The sequence below is a fragment of the Pseudomonas sp. PSPC3-2 genome, assembly GCF_049897085.1.
Lineage (GTDB): Bacteria > Pseudomonadota > Gammaproteobacteria > Pseudomonadales > Pseudomonadaceae > Aquipseudomonas > Aquipseudomonas paraveronii.
Window position 1 is genome coordinate 38651 of record NZ_JAFCVO010000007.1, and the last position, 24669, is coordinate 63319.

General features: G+C 59.9%; 28 protein-coding genes and 1 pseudogene. 19 read left to right on the forward strand and 10 right to left on the reverse strand.

What is annotated here, in order from left to right:
* The first annotated feature begins 39 nt into the window (after positions 1-39).
* The 9 genes and pseudogenes from ACP7CJ_RS13255 to ACP7CJ_RS13295 all read left to right on the forward strand — a co-directional run.
* Positions 40-1434, forward strand: a complete 1395-nt coding sequence (locus tag ACP7CJ_RS13255) for an MFS transporter (RefSeq protein ID WP_247396028.1) — start codon at positions 40-42, stop codon at positions 1432-1434.
* Positions 1435-1443: 9 nt separating this feature from the next.
* Complete coding sequence (locus ACP7CJ_RS13260) at positions 1444-1959, forward strand: single-stranded DNA-binding protein (RefSeq protein ID WP_003232445.1); 516 nt, start codon at positions 1444-1446, stop codon at positions 1957-1959.
* Between the two features lie 352 nt (positions 1960-2311).
* Positions 2312-3211 carry a LysR family transcriptional regulator gene (locus ACP7CJ_RS13265; protein WP_426100500.1) on the forward strand — a complete coding sequence of 300 codons (900 nt, stop codon included), beginning with the start codon at positions 2312-2314 and terminating at the stop codon, positions 3209-3211.
* Positions 3212-3324: 113 nt separating this feature from the next.
* Entirely contained in the window at positions 3325-4335 is a 1011-nt protein-coding gene (locus tag ACP7CJ_RS13270; protein ID WP_426100502.1) for a succinylglutamate desuccinylase/aspartoacylase family protein, read from the forward strand.
* 28 nt (positions 4336-4363) lie between these two features.
* Complete coding sequence (locus ACP7CJ_RS13275) at positions 4364-5719, forward strand: spinster family MFS transporter (protein WP_426100504.1); 1356 nt, start codon at positions 4364-4366, stop codon at positions 5717-5719.
* A 30-nt stretch (positions 5720-5749) separates the two neighbouring features.
* Positions 5750-6613 (forward strand): MBL fold metallo-hydrolase, encoded by an 864-nt coding sequence (locus ACP7CJ_RS13280; protein WP_426100506.1) that lies wholly within the window; start codon positions 5750-5752, stop codon positions 6611-6613.
* A gap of 18 nt (positions 6614-6631) precedes the next feature.
* A complete protein-coding gene (locus tag ACP7CJ_RS13285; RefSeq protein ID WP_426100508.1) occupies positions 6632-6979 on the forward strand; it encodes a RidA family protein in 348 nt (115 codons plus the stop codon).
* Positions 6980-7155: 176 nt separating this feature from the next.
* Positions 7156-8430 (forward strand): OprD family outer membrane porin, encoded by a 1275-nt coding sequence (locus tag ACP7CJ_RS13290; RefSeq protein ID WP_426100666.1) that lies wholly within the window; start codon positions 7156-7158, stop codon positions 8428-8430.
* 190 nt (positions 8431-8620) lie between these two features.
* Positions 8621-8862 (forward strand): annotated as a pseudogene (locus ACP7CJ_RS13295) (IS66 family transposase); the annotation flags it as partial.
* A 99-nt stretch (positions 8863-8961) separates the two neighbouring features.
* On the opposite strand, the gene ACP7CJ_RS13300 reads toward ACP7CJ_RS13295, so the two are convergent.
* Positions 8962-9573 (reverse strand): transferase, encoded by a 612-nt coding sequence (locus ACP7CJ_RS13300; RefSeq protein WP_426100510.1) that lies wholly within the window; start codon positions 9571-9573, stop codon positions 8962-8964.
* Between the two features lie 378 nt (positions 9574-9951).
* Between ACP7CJ_RS13300 and tam the strand changes: the two genes are divergently transcribed.
* Entirely contained in the window at positions 9952-10713 is a 762-nt protein-coding gene (gene tam, locus ACP7CJ_RS13305; protein ID WP_276195070.1) for a trans-aconitate 2-methyltransferase, read from the forward strand.
* 21 nt (positions 10714-10734) lie between these two features.
* Here tam and ACP7CJ_RS13310 read toward each other — a convergent pair whose 3' ends face one another.
* The gene (locus tag ACP7CJ_RS13310; RefSeq protein ID WP_276195069.1) at positions 10735-11295 is read right to left on the reverse strand and encodes a cysteine hydrolase family protein; all 561 of its coding nucleotides are present in this window, start codon (positions 11293-11295) and stop codon (positions 10735-10737) included.
* Between the two features lie 96 nt (positions 11296-11391).
* On the opposite strand from ACP7CJ_RS13310, the gene ACP7CJ_RS13315 reads away from it, so the two are divergent.
* Both ACP7CJ_RS13315 and ACP7CJ_RS13320 read left to right on the forward strand, forming a co-directional pair.
* The gene (locus tag ACP7CJ_RS13315) at positions 11392-12363 is read left to right on the forward strand and encodes a GlxA family transcriptional regulator (protein WP_276195068.1); all 972 of its coding nucleotides are present in this window, start codon (positions 11392-11394) and stop codon (positions 12361-12363) included.
* Positions 12364-12593: 230 nt separating this feature from the next.
* Positions 12594-13478, forward strand: a complete 885-nt coding sequence (locus ACP7CJ_RS13320) for a sugar nucleotide-binding protein (RefSeq protein WP_276195067.1) — start codon at positions 12594-12596, stop codon at positions 13476-13478.
* Between the two features lie 136 nt (positions 13479-13614).
* On the opposite strand, the gene ACP7CJ_RS13325 is transcribed toward ACP7CJ_RS13320, so the two are convergent.
* From ACP7CJ_RS13325 to ACP7CJ_RS13345, 5 genes are all read right to left on the reverse strand, one after another.
* Positions 13615-14313, reverse strand: coding sequence for an OmpW/AlkL family protein (locus ACP7CJ_RS13325; RefSeq protein ID WP_276195066.1), 699 nt, complete (start codon positions 14311-14313; stop codon positions 13615-13617).
* Positions 14314-14407: 94 nt separating this feature from the next.
* Positions 14408-14929, reverse strand: a complete 522-nt coding sequence (locus tag ACP7CJ_RS13330) for a DUF3299 domain-containing protein (protein WP_276195065.1) — start codon at positions 14927-14929, stop codon at positions 14408-14410.
* 11 nt (positions 14930-14940) lie between these two features.
* Entirely contained in the window at positions 14941-16206 is a 1266-nt protein-coding gene (locus ACP7CJ_RS13335) for an ABC transporter permease (protein WP_253399571.1), read from the reverse strand.
* 1 nt (position 16207) lies between these two features.
* The gene (locus tag ACP7CJ_RS13340) at positions 16208-16918 is read right to left on the reverse strand and encodes an ABC transporter ATP-binding protein (RefSeq protein WP_426100512.1); all 711 of its coding nucleotides are present in this window, start codon (positions 16916-16918) and stop codon (positions 16208-16210) included.
* Positions 16919-16924: 6 nt separating this feature from the next.
* Complete coding sequence (locus tag ACP7CJ_RS13345; RefSeq protein WP_276195063.1) at positions 16925-17530, reverse strand: DUF2796 domain-containing protein; 606 nt, start codon at positions 17528-17530, stop codon at positions 16925-16927.
* 131 nt (positions 17531-17661) lie between these two features.
* Between ACP7CJ_RS13345 and ACP7CJ_RS13350 the strand changes: the two genes are divergently transcribed.
* On the forward strand, positions 17662-18009 hold the full coding sequence (locus tag ACP7CJ_RS13350; RefSeq protein ID WP_276195062.1) for a hypothetical protein: 348 nt from the start codon (positions 17662-17664) through the stop codon (positions 18007-18009).
* Here the strand turns inward: ACP7CJ_RS13350 and trxA are convergent.
* Genes trxA through ACP7CJ_RS13365 form a run of 3 tightly spaced genes read right to left on the reverse strand, consistent with a single transcriptional unit; the run spans position 18006 to position 20025 of the window.
* Positions 18006-18878 (reverse strand): thioredoxin, encoded by an 873-nt coding sequence (gene trxA, locus ACP7CJ_RS13355; RefSeq protein WP_426100514.1) that lies wholly within the window; start codon positions 18876-18878, stop codon positions 18006-18008. The two genes, ACP7CJ_RS13350 and trxA, sit on opposite strands and share 4 nt — an antisense overlap.
* A 32-nt stretch (positions 18879-18910) precedes the next feature.
* Complete coding sequence (locus ACP7CJ_RS13360; protein WP_426100516.1) at positions 18911-19573, reverse strand: class I SAM-dependent methyltransferase; 663 nt, start codon at positions 19571-19573, stop codon at positions 18911-18913.
* A complete protein-coding gene (locus ACP7CJ_RS13365) occupies positions 19570-20025 on the reverse strand; it encodes a YbaY family lipoprotein (RefSeq protein ID WP_253399554.1) in 456 nt (151 codons plus the stop codon). The genes ACP7CJ_RS13360 and ACP7CJ_RS13365 overlap by 4 nt, the downstream gene beginning before the upstream one ends.
* A 139-nt stretch (positions 20026-20164) precedes the next feature.
* Between ACP7CJ_RS13365 and nrdR the strand changes: the two genes are divergently transcribed.
* The 6 genes from nrdR to nusB all read left to right on the forward strand — a co-directional run bounded on the left by nrdR (position 20165) and on the right by nusB (position 24656).
* Positions 20165-20635, forward strand: a complete 471-nt coding sequence (nrdR, locus tag ACP7CJ_RS13370; protein ID WP_276195059.1) for a transcriptional regulator NrdR — start codon at positions 20165-20167, stop codon at positions 20633-20635.
* Positions 20632-21762, forward strand: a complete 1131-nt coding sequence (gene ribD / locus ACP7CJ_RS13375) for a bifunctional diaminohydroxyphosphoribosylaminopyrimidine deaminase/5-amino-6-(5-phosphoribosylamino)uracil reductase RibD (RefSeq protein ID WP_276195058.1) — start codon at positions 20632-20634, stop codon at positions 21760-21762. The genes nrdR and ribD overlap by 4 nt, the downstream gene beginning before the upstream one ends.
* Positions 21763-21809: 47 nt before the next feature.
* The gene (locus ACP7CJ_RS13380; RefSeq protein WP_253399543.1) at positions 21810-22487 is read left to right on the forward strand and encodes a riboflavin synthase; all 678 of its coding nucleotides are present in this window, start codon (positions 21810-21812) and stop codon (positions 22485-22487) included.
* Between the two features lie 15 nt (positions 22488-22502).
* Positions 22503-23594, forward strand: a complete 1092-nt coding sequence (gene ribBA / locus ACP7CJ_RS13385; RefSeq protein WP_276195057.1) for a bifunctional 3,4-dihydroxy-2-butanone-4-phosphate synthase/GTP cyclohydrolase II — start codon at positions 22503-22505, stop codon at positions 23592-23594.
* Positions 23595-23682: 88 nt separating this feature from the next.
* Complete coding sequence (gene ribH, locus ACP7CJ_RS13390) at positions 23683-24159, forward strand: 6,7-dimethyl-8-ribityllumazine synthase (protein WP_247408428.1); 477 nt, start codon at positions 23683-23685, stop codon at positions 24157-24159.
* Positions 24156-24656 carry a transcription antitermination factor NusB gene (gene nusB, locus ACP7CJ_RS13395; protein WP_276195056.1) on the forward strand — a complete coding sequence of 167 codons (501 nt, stop codon included), beginning with the start codon at positions 24156-24158 and terminating at the stop codon, positions 24654-24656. The genes ribH and nusB overlap by 4 nt, the downstream gene beginning before the upstream one ends.
* The last annotated feature ends 13 nt before the right edge of the window (positions 24657-24669 follow it).

Genomic DNA, 24669 nt, shown 5'->3' on the forward strand with positions numbered 1-24669 from the left:
GACTGGTAGAATCGCCGCCGGTTCACACGAGGTTTTTCCATGCACGATCCCCACAGCGAACGCATGAGTAGCGGCGAGACCCGAGCGGCAAGCGGTCTGGCCCTGGTGTTCGCCTTCCGTATGCTTGGCATGTTCATGGTGTTGCCGGTACTGGCGACCTATGGGATGGACCTCGCAGGCGCGACCCCCGCCCTAATCGGCCTGGCCATTGGCGCCTATGGCCTGACCCAGGCGATTTTCCAGATTCCGTTCGGGATCATTTCCGACCGCATCGGCCGCCGCCCGGTGATCTACCTCGGGTTGATCGTGTTCGCCCTCGGCAGCGTGCTCGCGGCTCAGTCCGATTCTATCTGGGGCGTGATCGCCGGACGTGTCCTGCAGGGCGCCGGGGCAATTTCTGCGGCGGTCATGGCCTTGCTGTCGGACCTGACCCGGGAACAACACCGTACCAAGGCCATGGCCATGATCGGCATGACCATCGGCCTATCGTTCGCCGTCGCGATGGTGATCGGCCCGTTGCTGACCCGCGCCTTTGGTTTGCACGGACTGTTCCTGGCCACCGGCGGCATGGCGTTGTTCGGTATCGTGATCGTGGCCTTTATGGTGCCGCGCTCCACCGGCACCCTGCAGCACCGTGAATCCGGGGTTGCGCGCCAGGCCTTACTGCCGACGCTCAAGCATCCGGACCTGCTGCGCCTGGATTTAGGTATCTTTGTATTGCACGCGATGCTGATGAGCAGCTTCGTTGCCTTGCCCCTGGCCCTGGTGGAAAAAGCCGGGCTGCCCAAGGAACAGCACTGGTGGGTCTACCTGACCGCACTGCTGATTTCATTCTTCGCCATGATCCCATTCATCATCTATGGCGAGAAGAAACGCAAAATGAAACGAGTTTTACTCGGCGCCGTCGTGACGCTGATGCTCACTGAGCTATTCTTCTGGCAGTTCGGCGACAGCCTGCGGGCGCTGGTAATCGGTACGGTGGTGTTCTTTACCGCGTTCAACCTGCTAGAGGCTTCGTTGCCTTCGCTGATTAGTAAAGTTTCACCGGCCGGCGGCAAGGGCACGGCGATGGGGGTGTATTCCACCAGCCAGTTCCTGGGCTCGGCACTCGGCGGCATCATGGGTGGCTGGATGTTCCAGCACGGCGGTTTGTCGGTTGTCTTCCTTGGATGCGCCGGGCTTGCTGCACTTTGGCTGGCCTTTGCTGTTACCATGCGCGAACCCCCATACGTCACAAGCCTGCGCCTGCCGTTGTCGCCCGAAGCCGTTCGTGAAGCTGGCCTGGTCGAGCGCCTGAAGGCCGTCGTTGGGGTAACCGATGCAGTCGTGGTTGCTGAAGAAGCGGCCATTTACATCAAATTGGACACCGAATTATTGGATCGCGCGACGCTCGAGCAACTGGTCAACCCAGTGCCGACAGCGCGCCCAGCTTAGGAGAACGTTATGGCCCGTGGGGTTAACAAAGTCATATTGGTCGGTACATGCGGCCAGGATCCCGAAGTTCGCTACTTGCCTAACGGTAACGCCGTGACCAACCTGAGTCTGGCGACCAGCGAACAGTGGACCGACAAGCAGACCGGCCAGAAGGTCGAGAAAACCGAATGGCACCGTGTGTCGATGTTCGGCAAAGTGGCGGAGATCGCCGGTGAATACCTGCGCAAAGGTTCGCAGGTCTACATCGAAGGCAAACTGCAGACCCGCGAGTGGGAAAAAGACGGCATCAAGCGTTACACCACTGAAATCGTGGTCGACATGCAAGGCACCATGCAACTGCTCGGCGGCCGTCCACAGGGCGACCAACAGGGCCAGGGCGGCATGTCCAACTCGGCACCGCGTCCACAGCAGTCGCGTCCGCAGCCAAGCCAGCAGCCGCAGCGTGAGTCGCGCCCAGCGCCACAACAGGCCGCTCCGCAACCGGCTCCGGATTTCGACAGCTTTGATGACGATATCCCGTTTTGACCCTCATAAGGTAAGAATGTAAAGATTTTCTGATTGCTACTTACGGTTAAGTCCAAGTAATCAAAGGATTTTTTGCCAAAGACGAAGGCTCCATCTCTGTAAAGAGTATGGGGCCTTTTTTTACGTCAAAAAAATGGGGAAAAGTCTCGGCAATTTCCCCGGAGCGAAGGAGTAGTCCACTTCGTCGCAATTGGCCGAAATCGGGCTGCCACTTGTAGGTGCGGGGGCAGCCCGCGAACCGATTCACCCATCGACGGCGTCTTCATTTGCGGATGCTAATGCTCTAAACCTCCCGAAGGTGTTCGATGATAGGCTGCCGGGAGTATCTCTTTTCTACATCTGAGGAAAATAAATGGAATTGCGCCATCTGCGTTATTTCATAGCTGTGGCCGAGCACAAAAGCATTCGACTAGCGTCGGAGCGTATCCATGTCACGCAGCCAGCTGTTTCTCGCCAGCTTCACGATCTTGAGGAGCAGCTAGGGTTTGAGCTGTTTAGCAGACATCCCCGAGGGTTAACCTTGACGCCAGCGGGTGAATCATTTTTGTCTGATGCTCGGCAGATCATGAGTGACCTCGAAGCTGCAACACGTAAAGCCAAGCGTATTTCTACGGGATGGGAGGGACAGCTACGCCTTGGGTTTGTGGAGAACAGCAGCTGGGACGGTATTGTCCCCAAGGCGCTGAGAGCGTTTCAGATCGCAATCCCTAATGCGAGTCTGGAACTCAATCCCCTTAACACGCCTGAGCAAGTCCAGCGTATTGAGGACGGGATGCTCGATGGTGGTTTTGTGTACCTATACCGTCCCCTTTCAAACAGATGCGAGGTACTACAACTGGTAGAACACAATCTGGTTCTAGCGATACCAGTTGATTGGGACCTTGGGGGTAATGAGGTCTCGCTCGCGGACATCGCCCACCTGCCTTTCATAACCTTTCCACGATGGGTGTACCCGACTTACTACGACCAGCTCATGGCTGCCTGTGGAGCGCTGGGAGTCAGTCTTCAGGTCGTTCAAGAGGCGCAGACCGAGTCGGCCATTCTGGCGTTGGTGGGCTCCGGTATGGGGGCAGCGCTCGTCAACTCTGCGAACCTGGGCCGGCCACCGGCGTCTGTCAGTTTTTTGAAACTGCTGGATCTGTCAGTACCGATGCCGCTGGTATTTGCATACTGCGCAAACAGTGAAAGCCCGCTGCTTCAGCGATTTCTCCAAGTGTTGACCGAAGCGCGGAAGTGCCATTCTGGCCAGTGATGCCTTTCAGGCATCGCTGATCTCATAAAACGGCAATATTCTCATGCAATGTCCTGACAGATAGTGGGTGTGGTCCGTTACCACGCTTATATTTCAGTTTCAGGAGGGTTTGTATGAATAACCAAGGATCACTCATTGCGTCCACGGTCGATTTCTCTCTGGAAGGCTTTCAGAAGGGAGCTCTCATGCTTCCGCATTCCCATGACCGCTCAGCCTATGGCCGTATCCCGATCCCCATCGTAGTGCTCAAACGCGGGGTCGGGCCGACAGTTCTTCTCACCGGCGGCAATCATGGGGACGAACTGGAGGGGCCAATCGCGCTGATGAAGCTCATTCAGCGGATGAGTTCGCTGGAAATCAGCGGCCGCTTGATCGTCGTCCCGGGTCTCAATTTCCCTGCTTTCCAGAATGGAACGAGAACATCGCCCATCGACAAGGGCAATCTGAATCGCCTGTTCCCAGGTAACCGTAGCGGCAGTATCACTGAAATGATTGCGCACTATGTCAATACAGAACTGTTCCCTATCTCGGACGTTATTCTGGACATGCATGCCGGTGGTGCCTCTTTCCAGCACGCGCCAGCACTTCTGGCTTCCCTGCCAGCCAATGCGGCGCAGCACGATGATTACCTGCGTCTTGTCGATGCATTCGGGGCTCCAACCACCATGGTCATGAACCTGCTGGGCGAAGATCGCACCTATGGAGCGGCTGCCGAGCGACAGGGGAAACTGTTTCTTTGTGGTGAGTTTGGCGGCGGTGCGTCGTGCAGCCCTGAGAATCTCAAGATTGTCGAAGACGGATTGCACCGGGTATTGCATAGCCTTGGTGTTATCAAAGACGTTCCAGTCGCGCCGGCCAAACCGACGCGCCTGGTCAAAGTCGAGGATTCAGGACACTACGTGTTTGCCACCGCAGGCGGTGTTTTCGAACCCTGCTTCTCTCTGGGTGATCAAGTTGAAAAAGGCCAGCTCGCGGGTCGTTTGTTTGACATTTATGCACCCTGGAAACCAGCAGAGGAGCTGTATTTCAGCAGGGATGGCGAAATCATGGTTCAGCGGACCTTTTCTCATGTGGCGGCGGGCGACTGTATTGCCGTGCTGGCTTCTCCTACCACCTGGCAATGACGACTGAATCGCGTCTGGAGTGTGTCTTATGAGCGTAATCCGTTCTGTAGAACCCGTGGCCCAAGATAACCATGGCTCAGCCTACAGTGCTGCCCTGTTTCTCATCTGCTTTGCTTTTTCGTACTTGGATCGCCAGATCGTCAGCATCCTCGTTCAGCCATTGAAAGCCACGCTGGGCATCACTGATAGTCAAATCGGCATGTTGCAGGGCTTCTCGTTCACCCTGTGCTACGCAACCGCAGGGATTATTGTTGCGCGCATGGTCGACCGATCAAACCGGGTGCGCATCATTGCCGTGTGCGTGGCGATCTGGGCGTGTTCCACGGCGCTTTGTGCCACCGCCGGAAGTTTTACCGAACTGTTGGTCTGGCGAGCAGGTACTGCCATTGCCGAGGCTGCGCTGAGTCCTGCCGTGTTGTCGTTGTTCGCCGACATGTACGCACCACGACGCCTTAGCCGCGCTACCGGTATTTTCATGTTGGGGCCTTACATCGGTAGTGGTGTCGCATTGACGGGGGGCGGGGCATTGCTGGGCTGGTTGAGTCAACCAGGCAATGAGTTTCTCGCCAGCACCTCGATGCACGCCTGGCAGATGGTGTTTCTGATTGTTGGCCTGCCGGGTTTTTTGCTTGCGGCTATCGTGTTCTTAACCGTAAGCGAACCGGCAAGACGAGATCATGCGAGCGCAGGCAAGGATACCGAGCGAGAGGTGGCTCCACCGTTCAGTGAAGTGCTGCGTGAATTGTTTGTTCGTAATCGCTTCTGCTTGCCGTACTTTTTTGGCTACGCCAGTTTGATCATGTTGTTTTACTCGTTCACCGCCTGGTTTCCCACGGTGTTGATTCGACACTTTGCCCTGGAAGCCAGCTATGTCGGGAAAATAACGGGGCCCCTTTACATGCTCGGCGGGATAGTCGGTGTTCTTACCGCTGGCCTTCTGGTAAGGCGCGCCAAGGATGAGCAAGCGCTCGGGACTGTTCTCAAGGTGGCAGCCTACGCCTGCACGTTGTTAACCCCTCTTGCGCTCATCGCACCTTTGGCCTCATTCAACATGGCGATCATCTTCTACGGGCTTTGCGCGTTTGCAGCGAGCATCGTCATGGCATTGGCCCCCATCCCGTTGCAAATTGCGATCCCCAACAGAATGCGTGGTCGCTCTATCGCGCTATTGGTATTCATGACCAACGTGCTTGGAGGTGGGATCGGGCCATACGCCGTTGGCTATATCAGCCAGCAATTGGGCGACAGAGAGAATGCCCTGGGCTTTGCACTGGCGATTGTCGCAACCGTGTCCGCAGCCTTGGCAGCCGTCCTCTATACGACAGCAGCATTGGCCGTTAAACGCTCACAATCGCTTTCACTATCAGCCGTCCAGGCAAGCTGATGATTCGCGGTGTTTGGTACAGGAGCTTTCATGAACCTATCTGACGTTTATCAAATCGGTGATTTACGTATTTCGAAAATTACCGAGCAGGTATTTAGCGCTCTGTCCGTTGCCCAGCTTTATCCGGATGCAACGCCTCACTTGCTTGAAGCAACCTCAAGCCGCGAGCAGATGAGGCAAGACACACCGGTTGAAATGAGCATCCATAGCTGGCTGGTAGAAACGCCTCAGCATCGGCTGTTGATAGATACAGCTTCTGGAAACTTCAAGGATCGGCCTTTCAGCAGCATATTTCATCAACTGCAAAGCCCATGGCTGGGAAACCTTGAGCGAGCAGGTGTGCGTCCTGAAGACATCGATTTCGTCCTGCATACGCATTTGCACGTGGATCATGTTGGCTGGAATACCGTGTGGGACGGTGAGAAGTGGGTGCCCACCTTTGCCAACGCCATGCATGTCTGCTCCCAGGCGGAACTGGACTTTTACGGGACACCTGCTGCGGCCCCGCGACTGATGATTTTCGAAGACAGCATCAAGCCTGTAAGGGATGCGGGGCAACTGGCGACCATCAATAACGGTGGAGAGGAATACTTGCCAGGCATCAAGTTTCACCCAACGCCTGGTCATAGCCCTGGGCACATGAGCATCAGTATTGAATCCGGTGATGGCCTCGTCGTTTTCTGCGGTGATGTCATGCACAGCCCGTTGCAGGTCGCACTACCGCAATGGAACTCTGTTTTCTGCGCCGAACAAGTCGCCGCGCGGGTATCCAGACGATGGCTGCTTGAATACGCGGACGTTAATTGTGCCACGGTATTCACTAGTCATTTTACCAAGTGTTCTGTGGGTCACATTACAAAAGCCAATGGGCAATACGCCTGGGCATTTATATAAAAAGGTTGGGAGATAACAATGCACATTGTCCAAAAAACCGGCAGCAACGCTCGGCTCAGCCAAGTCGCCGTACATAACGGAACCGTTTACCTCTCGGGGCAGACATCTCAGAGCACGGGCGGCGTTCAGGAGCAAGCGGTTGATATTTTCGCGAAAATTGATCAACTTTTAATTGAGGCTGGCTCGGCCAGAACAAAACTTATATGGGCGCAAATCTGGTTAACGGACATGAGTGATTTCGATGCGATGAATCAGGTGTGGGAACGGTGGCTTGAAGGCACGCAACCGCCCGTTCGAGCCTGCGTTCACTCCGTATTGGCGAAGCCTCACTATAAGATTGAAATTCAAGTGATTGCGGCCCTGTAGCGCTCGATGTTGGTCGGTCCGAGAAAAGTTCGATGCTGGTAAATATAAGAATATAAGTTGCACAGTTAATAACTCTGCCCCCGTACCTTAATTTTTTAATACGCAGTTTCGCGTAGGGGAACGCTTTGTCCATGATTACTAAAATTAAACTTGGAAGTGCGGCCGGATGCGCTTTGATGGCGTGTAACTGTATTTCAGCGCATGCTGACTTTCTAACAGACGGCAAGGCTGATATCTCAGCTAGAAATCTCTACTTTGATAATGATTGGCGCAGTGGGAACGCCCGGCCATCCCAAAATCGCGAATGGGGTCAAGGGTTCATCCTGCGCTATGCGTCAGGATTTACCGAGGGTGCACTGGGATTCGGGGTGGATGCGAATCTTATGCTGGGCGTAACCTTGGACAGCGGAAAAGGTCGCCACTATGCAAGCTCAATGTTTCCAGATGATGGTGACCGGGCCGCCGACTACTGGACGAGGTTCGAGCCCACAATGAAGGTGCGGCTACAGAAAACCGAATTACGCTACGGTGCGCTCACCCCAAAGCTGCCGGTGTTGACGATCACTGACGGAAGACTGCTGCCGCAGTCGTTTGAAGGGTTGCAGTTCACATCCAACGATCTGGACAATGCGACCATTATCGGAGGGCAACTGATGTCAGCGACTGCAAGGGGCTCCAGCGACTCCACGGGATTATCCGTGGCCGGGGCTAGTCAGGACACGAATAAATTCCTCTTTGGGGGGGTTGACTATAGGGTTGGGAAAGACCTGACGGCGCAGTATTACTTCGGGCATCTTGAGGATTTTTATACTCAGCATTTTCTGGGTTTACTGCACCGACTGCCTATGGGGCAGGTGGGTTCGTTGACCTCGGACCTGCGATATTTTAGTACCCGCTCCGATGGCAAGAACAGTTCAGCTACAGGTCGTGCTGAGGGCTATGGGACAAGTGGTTACACGAGCGGAACCAACGGCGAGATCGACAACAATACATGGAGTGCAACGTTTACTTATAGCTTGGGGGCGCATTCGTTTCTGATGGGCTATCAGAGTGTTTCTGACGACAGTAACTTCATTCAGCCGAATCAAGGCGGATTGGTGGGCAAGGGTAGCGGTGGAGCGGGGGTGTACCTGTATACCGACAGGTTAATCCAGAATTTCATCCGGGCAGGCGAGGATACGACCTACGTGCAATATGGTTATGACTTTGCTGCGCTGGGTATTCCGGGGCTTAAGGCCGCGTTGATGTACCTGGATGGACGAGGCATAAAGACGGCCGCGGGTTCTGATCAGACGGAGTGGGAGCGAGACCTCTCAATTGACTACATTGTACCGTCGGGAGCGCTGAAGGGGGTGGGGTTCGGATGGCGAAACGGTAGGTCACACAGTGAAGCCTCCCGCGATGCAGACCAGAATAGGTTGATAGTCAGTTATACATTAGCGTTGTTCTAAATCGATGCGGTGCGGTCACTCAGTGGTGAAAATGCTCGGCCAATTTTTGGTTGAGCTTTCCTGATTCTGCTTATCTAACAGCGCTAAATTGGTTTGCTTTCCATAGGCCGCGCGATTTCCATCGTTTAACACCTGCCATGACCACCCAGGCCGTGCAATTGTGCGATGAGCCTATCGTCGGTTTTCGCCGGCGCAGTCGCGCTATCTCGATGACGGGGCCGTACCCATTGACAGTAATTGGGCCGAGAATCAGATCCGACCATGGGCATTAGGCCGCAAAAACTGGCTTTTTGCAGGTTCGCTGCGCAGCGGCAAACGGGCAACGGCGATTATGAGTTTGATCCAATCGGCGCGTATGAATGGGCATGACCCCTATACCTATAAGACGTGCTGGAGCGACTGCCGACGCAGCAGTTGCTATCGCATCAGTGGGGCCAGCCAAACTTGCGCAAGAATGAGTTCCGTAGGAGTTTACCGCCGAAGCTCACTGGCCAAGTAATAGCAGCCACGAGCAGGGCCTGGCCGGCTTTCCTAGTCGTAGGCAAACTGGTCAATCAACCCGAGACGTGGGACATGTGTGTTTGGCCGCAGTAGCGCACCGGGAGCGATGACTGCGTTCGCCCCAATTTTGCAGCCATCGCCGACCAGGGCACCGAATTTGTTAACTCCTATCTCGATCACATTGTCTGCATAGCGGACTTTGATATCCGCACCATCTAGCTCGTTGCGGTAATTGGCTATGATTGCACCTGCTTCGATATTCACGTTCTCGCCAATCAATGAGTCGCCGACAAAGTTGAAGTGTGCCAGCTTGCTTCCGTCAAGCATGAAGCTGCTTTTCACTTCGCAGCTTGGGCCAACAATGCAATGGCTGCCGAGATAAACCCCTCCACGTAGGTAGGCACCCGCCGCCACGAAGGATCCTGCGCCGATGATAATCGCGCCCTTTAATACAGCGCCTTGCTCAACAACCGCAGTTTCGTGGACGGCACAGTTTCCCTGGCGTCGATAACCCTCTCCAAGCCGTGCCAGCAAAGCCATAACTTGGTTTTCGCAGTCCTGGGAAACCAGCCAAGCGGCAGGGGGAGCCAGGCCCAGCAAGGGCCAGCGAGTAATAAACGTACTGATCTCAGGTAGATTCATCGAAAATCGTCCAGGCAGTAAGAAACGGAAATATCCGAGCTTCTGACATTAAAGACAATAAAACTCAAGTGCACACTGACCGACCCAGGCAGCCGCTCCATGATGACGCGCGGCACGGGAATCGTCGGCTACAACGTGCAGACAGCGGTCGAAACCCAGCACCCTCTGATCGTCGCCCCCATGGATAATGAGCCTGCCATCCCACGGCTCGCTTGGGCGGCCATGCCCTCGGTGCGCAATGGCGCAAACAGAAAATCGTTCGTGGACCTTACGCAGGGGGGTTGTGCATCTTCGGATGGTGAGGTGAACCCTGGCGTTTGTTCTCATGGCTCACACGATTTAGGCTGTGGCCAACCGTTAAACAAAAGGAAAGCCGTGATGACCTGGTCAGCCAAGCAATACACCCTGTTCGAGCAGCAGCGCACACGCCCCGTCCGCGATCTGGTTGCGGCCATCCCCAATACCGCTGTGCAAACCGCCGTTGACCTGGGGTGCGGCCCCGGTAATTCCACGCAAGTGTTGGCCGAGCGTTTTCCACAGGCTCACGTTACCGGCATGGACAGCTCCGACGACATGCTGGCCGACGCCCGCAAACGCTTGCCGGCGCTGAGCTTCGAACTGGCGGACATCGGCGCATGGACCCCGGCACAACCCTTCGATGTGATCCTGGCGAATGCTTCCCTGCAATGGCTGCCGGACCACGCCACGCTCTACCCGCACTTGGTCAGCCAACTGACACGCGGCGGAACCCTGGCGGTGCAAACCCCGGACAACCTCGACGAGCCCGCCCATCGGCTGGCCCGTGAGGTCGCGGCCGATGGCCCATGGTCCGCCAGGATCGGCACGGTTAAACACAATGAACGGCACACAGCGAGCTATTACTACGAGCTGTTGAGCCAACACTGCAGCACCGTCGATGTGTGGCGCACCACCTACCTGCACCCGCTGGCGGATCACGCGGCCGTGGTGGAGTGGTTCAAGGCCTCGGCATTGCGGCCGTTCCTCGCGCCGTTGAGCGACGACGAAAAAGCCGCTTTCCTGCAGGACTATAAGGCGCGGATCAGCCAGGCTTATCCGGCCCTGGATGATGGCACCGTACTTCTGCCTTTCCCGCGCCTGTTCATCATTGCGACCCGCTAGCGCCACGCCCGCACGCGGCGGTCAGGCCGCCGCCTGGGCCTGCAAGTATTCTTGTGTCGACACTACGCTCGCATACCCAAACGCCAGCGCCGCCATATACGCACCGTGCACCTGCGCCGCCGGAATCACTTGCCCGTTGAATTCCTGATCCCGCGTGGCGCAGGCGTCATGGATCAGCGTGACCTTGTAACCCAGGTCCGCCGCCGCCCGTACCACCGCGTCGATGCACATATGGCTCATGCTGCCGACCACCACCACGTCAGTGATGCTGCATTGTTCCAGCACCGTGCGCAGTTGGGTTTCGCGAAACGCATTCACAAAGTGTTTAAGCACCACCGGCTCACTGCCTTCGTTCAGCACCTTGGGATGCAGGTGCGCGCCTTCGGAGCCTGGGGTGAAGAACGGTGCATCGTCCGAGGTGAACTCATGACGCACATGAATCACCGCATCGCCCGCCTGACGAAATGCCTGCAGCACCTGCGCGGCCTTGTCTGCCGCAGCCTCCACGCCGTCGAGCGGCCACTTGCCCTGGGGGAAGTAGTCGTTCTGGATATCGATTAGGATGAGCGCTTGCTTGGCCATGTGTGTTGCCTCGTGATGGGTTGATGGGGCCAGTATCTTAGCTGGCGCGCAGAGCGGGGATTGGCTGCACCGACAATAACAGGGGGAAAACTGACAATGGCCGTGGAACGCTCGATCATCGAGCTGGGTGTGTTGATCTACCAGGGCGCGCAACTGGCGGCGGTGCATGGCTTGACCGATCTGTTCGGGGTGGCCAATCGGATCGCCGCCGCGCACCAATCCGCGCAATTGCCGCTGCTGCGGGTCAGCCATTGGCAGGTGGCGCCGGATGGCTCGCCCGCGCGCATATTCGCCAGCCATCCCGGTCCAGGCCAACCACTGATGGCCGTGCTGGTGCCACCGTCGATCGGCGAATTCACCGAGGAACAGACGCCCCCCGCGCTGCTGGATTGGCTACGTCAGCAACACGCAGCGGGCACCGTGCTCGGTGGCGTGTGCATCGGCTCGATCATGCTGGCGCGCAGTGGTCTGTTGGACGGGCGCAGCGCCACCACCCATTGGTCTTCCGCCAGCACCTTCGCTGCGCGTTACCCGGCGGTGCGCCTGGAAGCGGATAAACCGATCGTTGACGACGGCGACCTGATCACCACCGCCGGGCTGATGGCGTGGTCCGAACTGGGCCTGCGCCTGGTCGACCGCCTCATGGGGCCGAGCATTGCGGCCGACACGGCGCGCTTTTTGGTGATCGAACACAGCGACAGCGCCAGCCAGTGCGGGAGCAACTTCGCGCCGATTCTTGGGCATGGCGACGGCGCGATCCTGAAAGTGCAGCACTGGTTGCAAGCGAGCGGCGCGGTGGATGTCTCGGTGGCGGCGATGGCGCAGCAGGCGGGCCTCGAAGAGCGCACGTTCCTGCGGCGCTTTCGCGGCGCGACGGGTTTGAAACCCACTGAATATTGCCAGCACCTGCGAGTGGGCAAGGCCCGGCAAATGCTCGAATTTACCAATGGCACCATCGACCATATCGCCTGGACCGTGGGGTATCAGGACCCCAGCGCGTTTCGCGCCACGTTCAAGAAAATCACCGGCCTGGCGCCCAGCGAGTATCGCAGCCGGTTTGGCGTGTGAATCATGCAGAACGCCTCGCTGTTAATGCGTCATCGTGCAGAATAAAGAGCTTTATCGGCGGTCACGTGTTCAGCTACTGCGGCGAGCAATACCTGGCAAGCCCGCAGTTTATCCGTGACGGTTGCGCTACAAACCCGCAAAATGCAACGATTCTGGCAAACACCCACGGCAAGGCTCAAACGCCTGTCGATACTAACCATCGTTCCAAACAGACCGGGCCTGCTCAATCTATGCGAATGCGCCTTATGTTATTGGGCGGCGGGAATGCCCTCGGGCAGGCGCTGATTCGCCTCGGTGCAGAGGAAGACATCGGTTTCCTCGCCCCCAAACCGCCCCAAGACGGCTGGGATGCCGCGAGCCTTACCCAATTGCTCGACGACACCCGTCCCGATGCGTTGATCAACCTCGCCTACTATTTCGACTGGTTCCAGGCCGAAGCGGTCAGCGAAAGCCGTCTGGCCGCCCAGGAGTCTGCGATCGAACGCCTGGCCGAACTGTGCCAGCACCACAACATCACCTTGCTGCAACCGTCCAGCTACCGCGTGTTCGATGGCTCCCGCGCCACCGCCTACAGCGAAAAGGACGAGCCGGTGCCCCTGGGCCTGCGCGGCCAGGCGTTGTGGCGTATCGAACAAAGCGTGCGCGCCACGTGCCCGCAACATGTGCTGCTGCGGTTTGGCTGGCTGCTGGATGACAGTGTCGACGGTACCCTCGGGCGTTTCCTGGCGCGGGCCGAGAAGCCTGAAGAATTGCTGATGGCAGACGACCGTCGCGGCAACCCGACGCCGGTGGACGATGCGGCGCGGGTGATCATCTCCGTGCTCAAGCAACTCGATTGCGCGGCGCCGCTGTGGGGCACTTATCACTACGCCGGTCACGAGGCGACCACGCCGTTGGCGCTGGGCCAGGCGATCCTCACCGAAGCGCGCAGTTTCCGTGCGCTGGCCATCGAAGCGCCCACCGCCCAGGCCCATGCGGCTCGGCCGGATGCCGGTGAAGAACCACAACACGCGGTGCTGGCCTGCAAGAAAATCCTGCATACCTTCGGCATCAAACCACGGGCGTGGCGGGCGGGGTTGCCGGCGTTGCTGGATCGGTTTTACCGCCGTAGCTGAAACACCCCAAAGCAAAATGTGGGAGGGGGCTTGCCCCCGATAGCCCGGTGTCAGTCAACAGAATCATTGACTGAACCACCGCTATCGGGGGCAAGCCCCCTCCCACATTGGTTTTGTGGCGTTTGTGAAATATCGCTTAGAACTTGTAGCCGATACCAACCATGTAAACGAGTGGGTCAACGTCCACATTGACCTTGGCGCGGGTGCCCTGGCCCAGGGCGTTGTTGTCCACGGTGGCCGTGGTGCTGATGTCGATATAACGGACCTGGCCGTTGATCATCCACTTGTCGGTGATCATGTAGTCGGCGCCGATCTGCGCGGCCCAGCCCCAGGAGTTATCGGCCTTGAAGTTGCTGAACCCGTTTTGTTTCGCGGTGCCGCTGAGGCTCTCGTCATAGATCCAGGTGTAGTTGATACCTGCACCTACATACGGTTGGAACTTCGAGGCGCTGTCCAGCGGGTAGTACACGACGCTCAGGGTTGGCGGCAGTTGTTTCAGGGAGCCGAGTTTACCGTTGGCTGCGCCCACGGAGGTGCCCTTGAGCTTCACGTCATGCGAGAACGGCGTGGCCGCCAGCAGTTCGATACCCCAGTGGCTGGTGAACATGTAAGCGAAGTTCAGACCCAGTTGCGTGTTGCTGCTCAAGGTCGCCTTGCCACCCAGGTTGGCGCCGCTCAATGGACCCTGGTCAACTTTGACGTTGCCGCTGTCAGTATTCGGGTTCACGGTGATTGCACCGGCACGAACCAGAATGTCACCGGCCTCGTAAGCGTGGGCAACAGGGGCGGCGAGGGCGAGGGCGAAGAGGGACGCGCCGAGCAGGGACTTGTTCATGGGAGCTCCAGAGGACGTTTAAAGGTTGTACATCCAATGGTAAAGATCGTTCCGCTTGGTCTTTTGACGCAGCTCAATGAAAGGGTGATAAGCGCTATTCCGGCAATTCGTAGATGTAAATCTTCTCGGCGTCCATCTGATAGCCCGCGTCGGCCAACTCACTGGACGACGGTTTGACCTGCATCGCGCCCTCGATCCAATACGGCTGATACAGCTCATCGAGCTTCACGCCGACTTCGCTTTTCACATGCACGATCTGGTTCGACGGCGGCGGCGGTACGTGAATGCACGCGCCGAAATACGGCACCAGGAGGAACTCGGTGGTGCGGCCTTCTTCACTGACTTCCAGCGGCACGATATAGCCCGGCAGGCGGATCTGTTGGCCGTTGAGGCTCTGCACCACCGGCGCGTTGGGCAAGTCCTGCTTGGCCGCTGGCGCGGCCTCGACCGACAAGGCATCGGCCATCTTCGACAGGTCGTGCAGCGGTTTCATATTGGGGATTTCCGGCGGCGCGTCCGGTGGAATCATCTCCTGCCAGGACAAATCCTTGGGCTGATCCTCCGCCCAGGCGGGCGCGGCCAGCAGCAACAACAGGGTAAACAGGGCACGACGCATCGAAGCCTTCCTCATAAACGTATGGACAGGCCATCGGCCAAGGATTGTCGATAAGCACGCCACGCGGGCACGCTGCCCATCAGCAGCGCCGCCGCCAGGATACCGGCGAGCAAGGTCCATTCATATTCGCTGGGCCAGGCCATCGGCAGGTCCAGGCCGTAGTTGGCCTGCAAATACCCGCGCGAAGCCGCGATGCACACGTACAGCAAACCCACGCCTGCGATCACACCGGACAGCGCCAGGGCAAAGGCTTCGAAGATCAGCAATGTTGCGATATGCCAGGGCCGTGCGCCCACCGAACGCAGGATCGCCATTTCGCGACGGCGCTCGTTGAGGCTGGTGAGGATCGCGGTGAGCATGCCGATCAACCCGGTCAGCACCACGAACAGCGAGATCACGAACAGCGCCTTTTCCGCAGTGCCCATCATGCTCCACAGCTCTTGCAGCGCCACGCCCGGCAGAATCGCCAGCATCGGCTCGCCGCGAAATTCATTGATCTCGCGTTGCAGGGCGAAGGTGGAAATCTTGTTGTTCAACCCGAGCATGAAGGCGGTGATGGCTTGCGGCGTCAGGTCCATGTTGCGCGCCTGATCGGCACTGATGCGGCCTTTGCCCTGGGCGGGTACGCCGTTGTGCCAGTCGATATGGATCGCCTCCATGCCGCCGAGGCTGATATGCAGCGTGCGGTCCACCGGCGTGCCGGTGCGCTTGAGGATGCCGACCACGGTGAACGGTTTGTCATCGTGCTTGACCAGGCTGACCACCGCCACGCCGTGGGCCAGCACCAGCTTGTCGCCGAGCTTGTAGTGCAACGCTTCGGCCACTTCGGCGCCGAGCACCACTTCGAACGGATCGGTGGCGAAGGCGCGGCCGCTGGCCAGCTCGAGGTTTTGCTTGCGGCCGTACTGGTAGTGCTCGAAGTAGGACGCGTTGGTGCCCATCACCCGGTAGCCGCGATGGGAGTCGCCGAGGGAAATCGGAATGGCCCATTTCACCTGGGGGCTGGCGGCGAAGTGTTCGTAGCTGTCCCAGCGGATATTGTTGGTGGCGTTGCCGATGCGGAACACTGAATACAGCAGCAGGTTGACCGAGCCGGAACGCGCACCGACGATCAGGTCGGTGCCGCTGATGGTGCTGGCGAAACTGTTGCGCGCTTCAACGCGCACCCGCTCCACAGCCAGCAGCAGGCACACCGAGAGGGCGATGGCGAAGGCGGTGAGGATCGCGGTAAAGCGGCGGTTAGCCAGGCTGGCCATGGCTAGACGGAACAGATACATCTCAAACCTCTGCGGGCGTGGCGGCGCGATTGAGTTCGGCCAGCGACAGGTGACGGTCGAACAGTGGGGCCAGGCTCTGGTCATGGCTGACAAACAACAGGCTGGCGCCGGCGTCGCGGCATTCGGCGAACAGCAGTTGCAGGAAGGCTTCGCGGGCGTCGTAGTCCAGGGCCGAGGTCGGCTCGTCGGCGATCACCAGTTCCGGCTGGCCGATCAACGCTCGGGCGGCGGCCACTCGTTGTTGCTGGCCGATCGACAGCGAATCGGCGCGGCGTTCCAGCAGGGCGCTGTCCTTCAACCCCAGGTGCGCGAGTAAGCTCGCGGCGGCCTGGTCGACACTGCCGTGGCGCTGCTTGGCCCGCTGCGCGCGCAGTTTGGAAAAGTGGCACGGCAGCTCGACGTTTTCGCGCACCGACAGGAACGGCAGCAGGTTGAACTGCTGGAAGATGTAGCCGGTGTGGTCGACGCGAAAACGGTCGCGGGCGCCGGCCGAGAGGTCGGTCAGCTCCTGGCCGAGCAGGCGAATGCTGCCCCGGCTGGGTGTCTGCACGCCGCCCAGCAGGCCGAGCAGGGTGGTCTTGCCGCTGCCGCTGGGGCCCTTGAGAAACAGGCTCTCCCCCGGTTCCAGGCGGAACGCGGGGATGTCCAGCAACTGTGGGTGCCCGGGCCAGTTGAAGCCCAGGTCGGACAGTTCGATCAATGCGTGGGTCATGGCTACTCAGAACTTCAGGGTGGCTGCTGTGACCGTCGCTTCCACACCTTGCTGGCCGCTCGGGCCGATCAGTTGTACCTGAATTTTTTGCGTGGCGGGGAAGGTCTTGAACACTTGGCTCAGGTCGAGGTTGCTCAAGGCAGTCGGCGTGGCGCAGGTGAATTGGTAGTGGGCGTGGATTTCGCTGTGGTCGTGATGATGCTCGTGGGCAGCCGCGCCTTTGCTGTCGGTGGCGTGGTCGTCATCGTCGTCGTCATGCTCGACTTCGGGCTTGTCGCCGAACAGCGGGCTGTTGAGTTCCTGGGTGCTGATCACGCAACCGGCGGCCTTTGGCAGGTTGAACAGGGCCACGGGATTTTCCAGCTGTTTGCGCACGGCGGCGACCTTGGCTTTGTCGGCGGCGCTGGTGGCCAGGTGTTCGAAACCCACCAGGTTCATCGCCGGGCTGTCCAGCTCAAGCTCCAGGGCCTGGCCATCGAGCACCGCGTTGAGGCGGCCGACCCCGTGTTCATGGGCGCCGAGGCTGGCGTGCTCATGATCATGCTCGTCAGCGGCATGGGCGATAGCCAGTGGCAGCAGGGCAAACGGCAAAGCAAGCAGCAGACGGCGCATGGGGAGGCTCCAGAACATGAAAGTTATGTTATGTGATCTTATAACAATAGTGCGGGGAGTTTGACCGCACGCTTGGCGTTGCGCAAGCCGCATGGGAGCATGCCCGTCGGAAAAATGCAGGAGTAAGGACGATGTTGCGAATTCGTGGAACCGTCGGTGACCTGCCAGTGGACTTGACCCTGGAGCTCGATGACGCTGATTGGGCGCGACTGAGCGCGCAGTTGCAGGCAACGCCCGTGGCCAGCGCGACCGCCGCGCCGGCCGTTGCGGTCAAGCACAATGATGACCTGTGGCAGAACGCCCAGGACCTGTTGCGCGCCGCCGGCCAACTCAACGGGCTGGAATTGCTCGATCAACTCGAAGGACTGGCCGGCGATGCGGCGGCGGGCAAGCGCCTGCTGGTGCGCCTGCGCCACAGCGCCCAGGTGAAAGTCACCAGCGGCGGCGATACGCCGCTGTACCGCTGGGTTGGCGATTAGTACAGCGCGGCGAACAGCTTGCGGCGGTATGCGGTCACGAGTGGGTGATCATTGCCCAGCAGTTCGAACACCTGCAGCAAGGTCTTGTGCGGCAGGCCCTCGCTGTAGCTGCGGTTGCGGATAAACAGCTTGAGTAAGCCTTCCAGCGCGGCGTCGTACTGCTGGCGCGCCAGTTGCTGAATGGCCAACTGATAGGCGGCTTCATCGTCCTGCGGGTTTTGCGCCAGGCGGCTTTTCAGGTCGGCGGCGTCCGGCAGGTCGGCAGCCTGGCGCAGGAAAGTGATTTGCGCCTTGGCGCCGGCGAGGGCGGCTTTGTGATCGTCGCTCTTCACTGCGTCGAGAACGGCTTGGGCTTCACCCAGTTCACCGCGCTCGGCCAGGCAGCGCGCGTACAGAATCAGCGCGGCGGCGTTGCTGTTGTCCTCGCCCAACAGCGCGATCAGCACGGCTTCGGCTTCGCTGATGCGGCCCTCGGCAAACAGCGCCTGGGCCTGCTCCAGTGGGGCCGCTGCGGCTGGCGGCGGCATCTGCACGTGAGGTTCGAGCATCGCCCGCACCGCCGACTCCGGCTGCGCCCCGGCAAACCCGTCCACCGGTTGGCCGTCCTTGAACAGCACCACCGTCGGCAGGCTCTGAATACCAAAGCGCGCAACGATGTCCTGCTCGGCCTCGCAATCGACCTTGGCCAGCAGCAACTCGCCCTGATAACTCTCGGCGATTTTCGCCAGCATCGGCATCAGCGCTTTGCACGGCGCGCACCATTCGGCCCAGAAGTCCACGAGCACGGGCTTTTCGAAGGAGTTCTGGATCACCGCCTGGTCGAACGTGGCAGTGGTGGCGTCGAAGATATACGGCGTGGGCTCACTCATGGGGCGTCTCGAATAAAGCGGGAATGGGGCAACTATAAGGGCTGGCGCCGCGAATGGTACAGGCTCACCTTGCGAAACTCCCAAGGCTCCGCCAAGTCCGGCAATGTCAGCGCCTCTAGTATCGCCAGGCGCTGATAATCCGGATGCTGAAAATCCCGTACCCGCGAATCCGCCACCAGCGCTTCACGCCCGCGCGTGAGGAACTGGTCCAGCAGCGGCAGGTTGGCGCGGTCATAGAGCACGTCGGCCACCAGGATCAGGTCGAAACGGTCGGCTTCGGCGAAAAAGTCCGCCGAATAGCCCAGTTCAACTCCGTTGAGTTCGGCATTCGCCCGGCAGGACGCCAACGCCAGCGGATCAAGGTCGCAGGTCACCACTTCCAACGCACCGGCTTTGACGGCGGCAATCCCGGCGACGCCGGAGCCGGCGCCAAAATCCAGCACGCGCTTGCCCGCAACCCACGTCGGGTTCGCCGCCAGGTAGCGCGCCAGTGCCAGGCCGCTGGCCCAGCAAAAACTCCAGTAGGGCGGCTCATGCAGGATGCGCCGGGTTTCTTCGGGGCTGAAGGCGCGGTCCATGTTGTCGGCGTCGAGCAGCCATAACGCCAGGTCGGTGCCCGGCAGCGGGCAGGGCACTAACTGTGCGTCACCGATCAGGGCGCTCAGCGCGCGTTGCAGGTCCAGCGGTGGCGTCATGGTGCTGTGACGAGTTGCAGAGGGCCGGTGGTCTGGGTGATCGCCTGGGTGATGCGCACGGCGGGCAGGTGCAGGATCAACTGGCCGGACTGGCTGGCGCGCCCGCGCAGTTCAACCCGTGCACCGGCCGGGAACGCGTCGGGGCTGAAGCGCAGGCGGAACGCCAGGGGTTTGCCGTTGCCGCTCAGCACGCTGCTGGCGAGCAGTTGTTGCGGGCGGCTGCGGTCGTCGATTACCAACAGCGCCATCTCGACTTCGGCGCCGGCGGGCACGTTGGTCAGGCTGCCGTTGATTTCACGCTGGTAGGCCGGCAGCGGGCCGAGGTCTTCAATGCCGGGGACTTTTTTCTCTTGTGCAGGCTGAGGTTGCGGCGTCGACGGTTTCGGGGCTTCGCTGCTGCAGGCGACCAGAAAACCGAACAAGGTGAGTAAAACGAGTGGTCGTAACTGCATGTAAGGCTCCAGAAAGGACAATATCCGTGGCTTAAAAAACATGAAACATAATCGTCAGCCTATATACCGCAAAGGCTATGGCTTGTCTTGCCACGGGGATGCGCTACCATGGCCCTCCCTTTTTTTGTTGCCTGCCACCATGCACTGTCCCTTCTGCGGTGCCAACGAAACCAAGGTCATTGACTCGCGTCTGGTCGCCGAGGGCGATCAAGTGCGTCGCCGGCGCGAATGCCTGGCCTCTGGCTGCGGTGAACGTTTCACCACCTTCGAAACCGCCGAACTGGTATTGCCACGTCTGATCAAATCCGACGGCAGCCGCCAGCCTTTCGACGAAGAAAAATTACGCGCCGGTATGCAGCGCGCCCTGGAAAAACGCCCGGTGAGTGTCGAGCGGCTGGAGGCGGCGCTGGCGCATATCAAGCACAAGCTGCGCGCGACCGGCGAGCGCGAGGTCAAGTCCCTGGTGGTTGGAGAGCTGGTGATGGGCGAGCTGCAAAAGCTCGACGAAGTCGCCTATATCCGTTTCGCTTCGGTGTATCGACGCTTCCAGGACCTCAATGAGTTCCGCGAAGAGATCGACCGCCTGGCCCGTGAGCCGGTCAAAAAATGAACCCACCGTCTGCTGAACAGGCCGTCCTCGACGCCCATTACATGGCCCGCGCCCTCGAACTGGCGCGCAACGGCCTGTACACCACCCATCCCAACCCGCGTGTGGGCTGCGTGATCGTGCGTGACGGGCAGGTCGTCGGCGAAGGCTGGCATGTGCGTACCGGCGAGCCCCATGCGGAAGTGCATGCCTTGCGCGCTGCCGCTGACAAAGCCCGCGGCGCCACGGCCTACGTCACCCTCGAGCCCTGCAGCCATTACGGTCACACCCCGCCGTGCGCCGATGCGCTGGTGAGTGCCGGGGTGGCGCGGGTGGTCGCGGCCATGCAGGACCCCAACCCGGACGTCGCCGGGCGCGGTATGCAGCGCCTGGCCCAGGCCGGCATCGAGGTACACAGCGGTGTGCTCGAAGTGGACGCGCGGGCCCTCAATAAAGGTTTCCTCAAGCGCATGGAACACGGCCTGCCATTTGTGCGGGTCAAGCTGGCGATGAGCCTGGACGGCCGCACCGCGATGGCCAGCGGCGAGAGCCAATGGATCACCGGCCCCGCCGCTCGCGCCGCCGTGCAGCGCCTGCGCGCCGAGGCCAGCGTGGTGCTGACCGGCGCCGACACCGTGCTGGCCGATGGCGCTCGCCTGACCGTGCGCGCCGCCGAACTCGGCCTGGACGCGCAAACCACCGCCCTGGCCATGTCGCGTCCGCCGCTGCGTGTGCTGATCGACGGTCGCTTGCGGGTGCCGCTCAATGCGCCGTTCTTCAAGGCCGGCCCGGCGCTGGTCATCACCTGCGTCACGGCGGAAAACCAGTTTCCCCGTGGGCCCGAGTGCCTGGTGGTGCCCGGTGTCGATGGCCAGGTCGACCTGCGCTCGGCGCTGGTGGCGTTGGCGGCCCGTGGTGTCAACGACGTCCTGGTGGAAGCCGGCCCAAGCCTGGCGGGCGCGTTCGCCCAGCAGGGCCTGGTGGACGAATACGTGATTTTCGTCGCCGGCAAGTTCCTCGGTTCTGCGGCCCGGCCTTTGCTGGACTGGCCGCTTGAGAAACTGGCCGACGCGCCCCAACTCAAGATCACTGAAATGCGCGCTGTGGGCGATGACTGGCGAATCACTGCCATCCCAGTAGCGAGCGTATAATTCTGACCGGGCGCTCAAGCGCTCGCCCCGTTTTCCAGGAGAAGGCCATGTTCACCGGCATTATCGAATCCATCGGCAGCATCCGTGCCATGACCCCCAAGGGCGGCGACGTGCGCCTGCTGGTTGACACCGGCAAGCTCGACCTGGGCGACGTCAAGCTGGGCGACAGCATCGCCGTCAGCGGCGTGTGCCTGACTGTCGTCGACTTGCCGGGTAACGGCTTTGCCGCCGATGTCAGCCGGGAAACCCTGGACTGCACGGCGATGAGCGATCTTGCTGCCGGCAGCCCGGTCAACCTGGAAAAAGCCCTGACCCCGACCACGCGCCTGGGCGGTCACCTGGTCAGCGGCCACGTCGACGGCGTCGGCGAAGTGGTGGCCCGCAGCGAAAATGCCCGCGCTGTCGAGTTCCGCATCCGTGCGCCCAAGGCGCTGGCCAAGTACATCGCCCACAAAGGCTCGATCACCGTCGATGGCACCAGCCTGACCGTGAACGCCGTGGACGGCGCCGAATTCGCACTGACCATCATTCCTCACACCCTGAGCGAAACCATCATGGCGTCGTACCAGCCAGGTCGCCGGGTGAACCTGGAAGTCGACTTGCTTGCCCGTTACCTGGAGCGCCTTCTATTGGGCGATAAGGCCGCAGAGTCTGACTCTCGACAAAAGCCTGCCGGGAACATCACCGAAAGTTTTTTGGCCGCTAATGGCTACCTGAAATCCTGACCAAGGGGGTGCCCTGTGGCGCTCAATAGCATCGAAGAACTGGTTGAAGACATCCGCCAAGGCAAGATGGTCATCCTGATGGATGACGAAGACCGTGAGAACGAAGGCGACATCATCATGGCCGCCGAGGCGTGCAAGCCCGAGCACATCAACTTCATGGCCAAGCATGCCCGTGGGTTGATCTGCATGCCCATGAGCCGCGAGCGCTGCGAGTTGCTCAAGCTGCCGCTGATGTCACCGCGCAACGGTTCCGGGTTTGGCACCAAGTTCACCGTGTCGATCGAGGCCACCACGGGCGTGACCACCGGGATCTCCGCCGCTGACCGTGCGCGCACCGTGCAAGCGGCTGCTGCGAAAGACGCCAAGGCCGAAGACATCGTCAGCCCGGGTCACATCTTCCCGCTGATGGCGCAGTCAGGCGGCACCCTGGCCCGTGCCGGTCATACCGAAGCCGCCTGCGACCTGGCGCGCATGGCCGGTTTCGAGCCGAGCGGGGTGATCTGCGAAGTGATGAACGACGACGGCACCATGGCCCGTCGTAGCGAGCTCGAAACCTTTGCCGCCCAACACAACCTCAAGATCGGCACGATTGCCGACCTGATTCACTACCGGATGATCCACGAACGTACCGTTCAGCGGATTGCCGAGCAGCCGCTGGACAGCGAACTGGGCCAATTCAACCTGGTGACCTACCGTGATTCGGTGGAAGGCGACGTCCACATGGCGCTGACCCTGGGCACCATCTGCGCCGACGAGCCGACCCTGGTGCGTGTCCACAACATGGACCCGCTGCGCGACCTGTTGATGGTCAAACAACCCGGACGCTGGAGCCTGCGCGCCGCGATGGCTGCGGTCTCCGAGGCCGGCAGCGGAGTGGTGCTGCTGCTGGGCAACGCGGTGGATGGCGACGTCTTGCTCGCGCATATTCGCGAGTCCGCCGAGCAAACTCCGGTCAAAACGCCGACCACCTACAGCATCGTCGGCGCCGGTTCGCAGATCCTGCGCGACCTCGGCGTGCGCAAAATGCGTCTGATGAGCGCACCGATGAAATTTAATGCGATATCCGGTTTCGACCTGGAAGTTGTAGAATACGTGCCCTCCGAATAAAGGCTGGCGATTGTTGCGCCTTGTTCGCGGTTAAATCATCACTGAGGGACGCACTTTTAGCGTCCCGGCTCTTTAAGAGATTTGTCGAATGACCCTGAAGACCATCGAAGGTACCTTCATTGCCCCCAAAGGCCGCTATGCCCTGGTGGTTGGCCGCTTCAACAGCTTCGTGGTTGAAAGCCTGGTAAGCGGTGCCGTGGACGCCCTGGTTCGCCACGGTGTGAGCGAGAGCGACATCACCATCATCCGCGCCCCTGGCGCCTTCGAAATTCCACTGGTTGCGCAAAAAGTTGCGCAACGCGGTGAATACGCGGCGATCATCGCCTTGGGCGCGGTCATTCGTGGCGGCACGCCGCACTTCGAATACGTGGCTGGCGAATGCACCAAGGGCCTGGCCCAGGTGTCCATGGAGTTCGGCGTACCGGTTGCTTTCGGCGTGCTGACCGTGGATTCGATCGAACAAGCCATCGAACGTTCCGGCACCAAAGCCGGTAACAAAGGTGCTGAAGCTGCCCTGTCCGCCCTGGAAATGGTCAGCCTGCTGGCGCAGTTGGAGGCCAAGTGATTTCCGACGAGAGCGATCGTTTCAACCCACGCGACGAGCGTCCGGCGGACGCCGGTAAGCCATCGAAAAGCGAAAAGCGCCGTGCTGCCCGTCAGCTCGCCACCCAGGCGCTGTACCAGCGTCACATGGCCGGCACTTCGCTGAACGAAATCGAAGCGCAATTTCGCGTCGACAATGACTTCGCCTTCGCCGACCAGAGTTACTTCCACGACATCCTGCACGGTGTTCCGGCCAACCTGACCGAGATCGATGCTGCATTGACCCCGTGTCTGGACCTGACTATCGATGAGCTGGACCCGGTTGAACTGGCTGTACTGCGCCTGTCCACCTGGGAACTGCTCAAGCGCGTCGACGTGCCGTACCGCGTGGTGATCAACGAAGGTATCGAACTGGCGAAAGTCTACGGTTCGACCGACGGTCACAAGTTCGTCAACGGCGTGCTCGACAAGCTGGCCCCGCGCCTGCGTGAAGCCGAAGTGAAGGCGTACAAGCGCTAACCTGCGCTTGAGT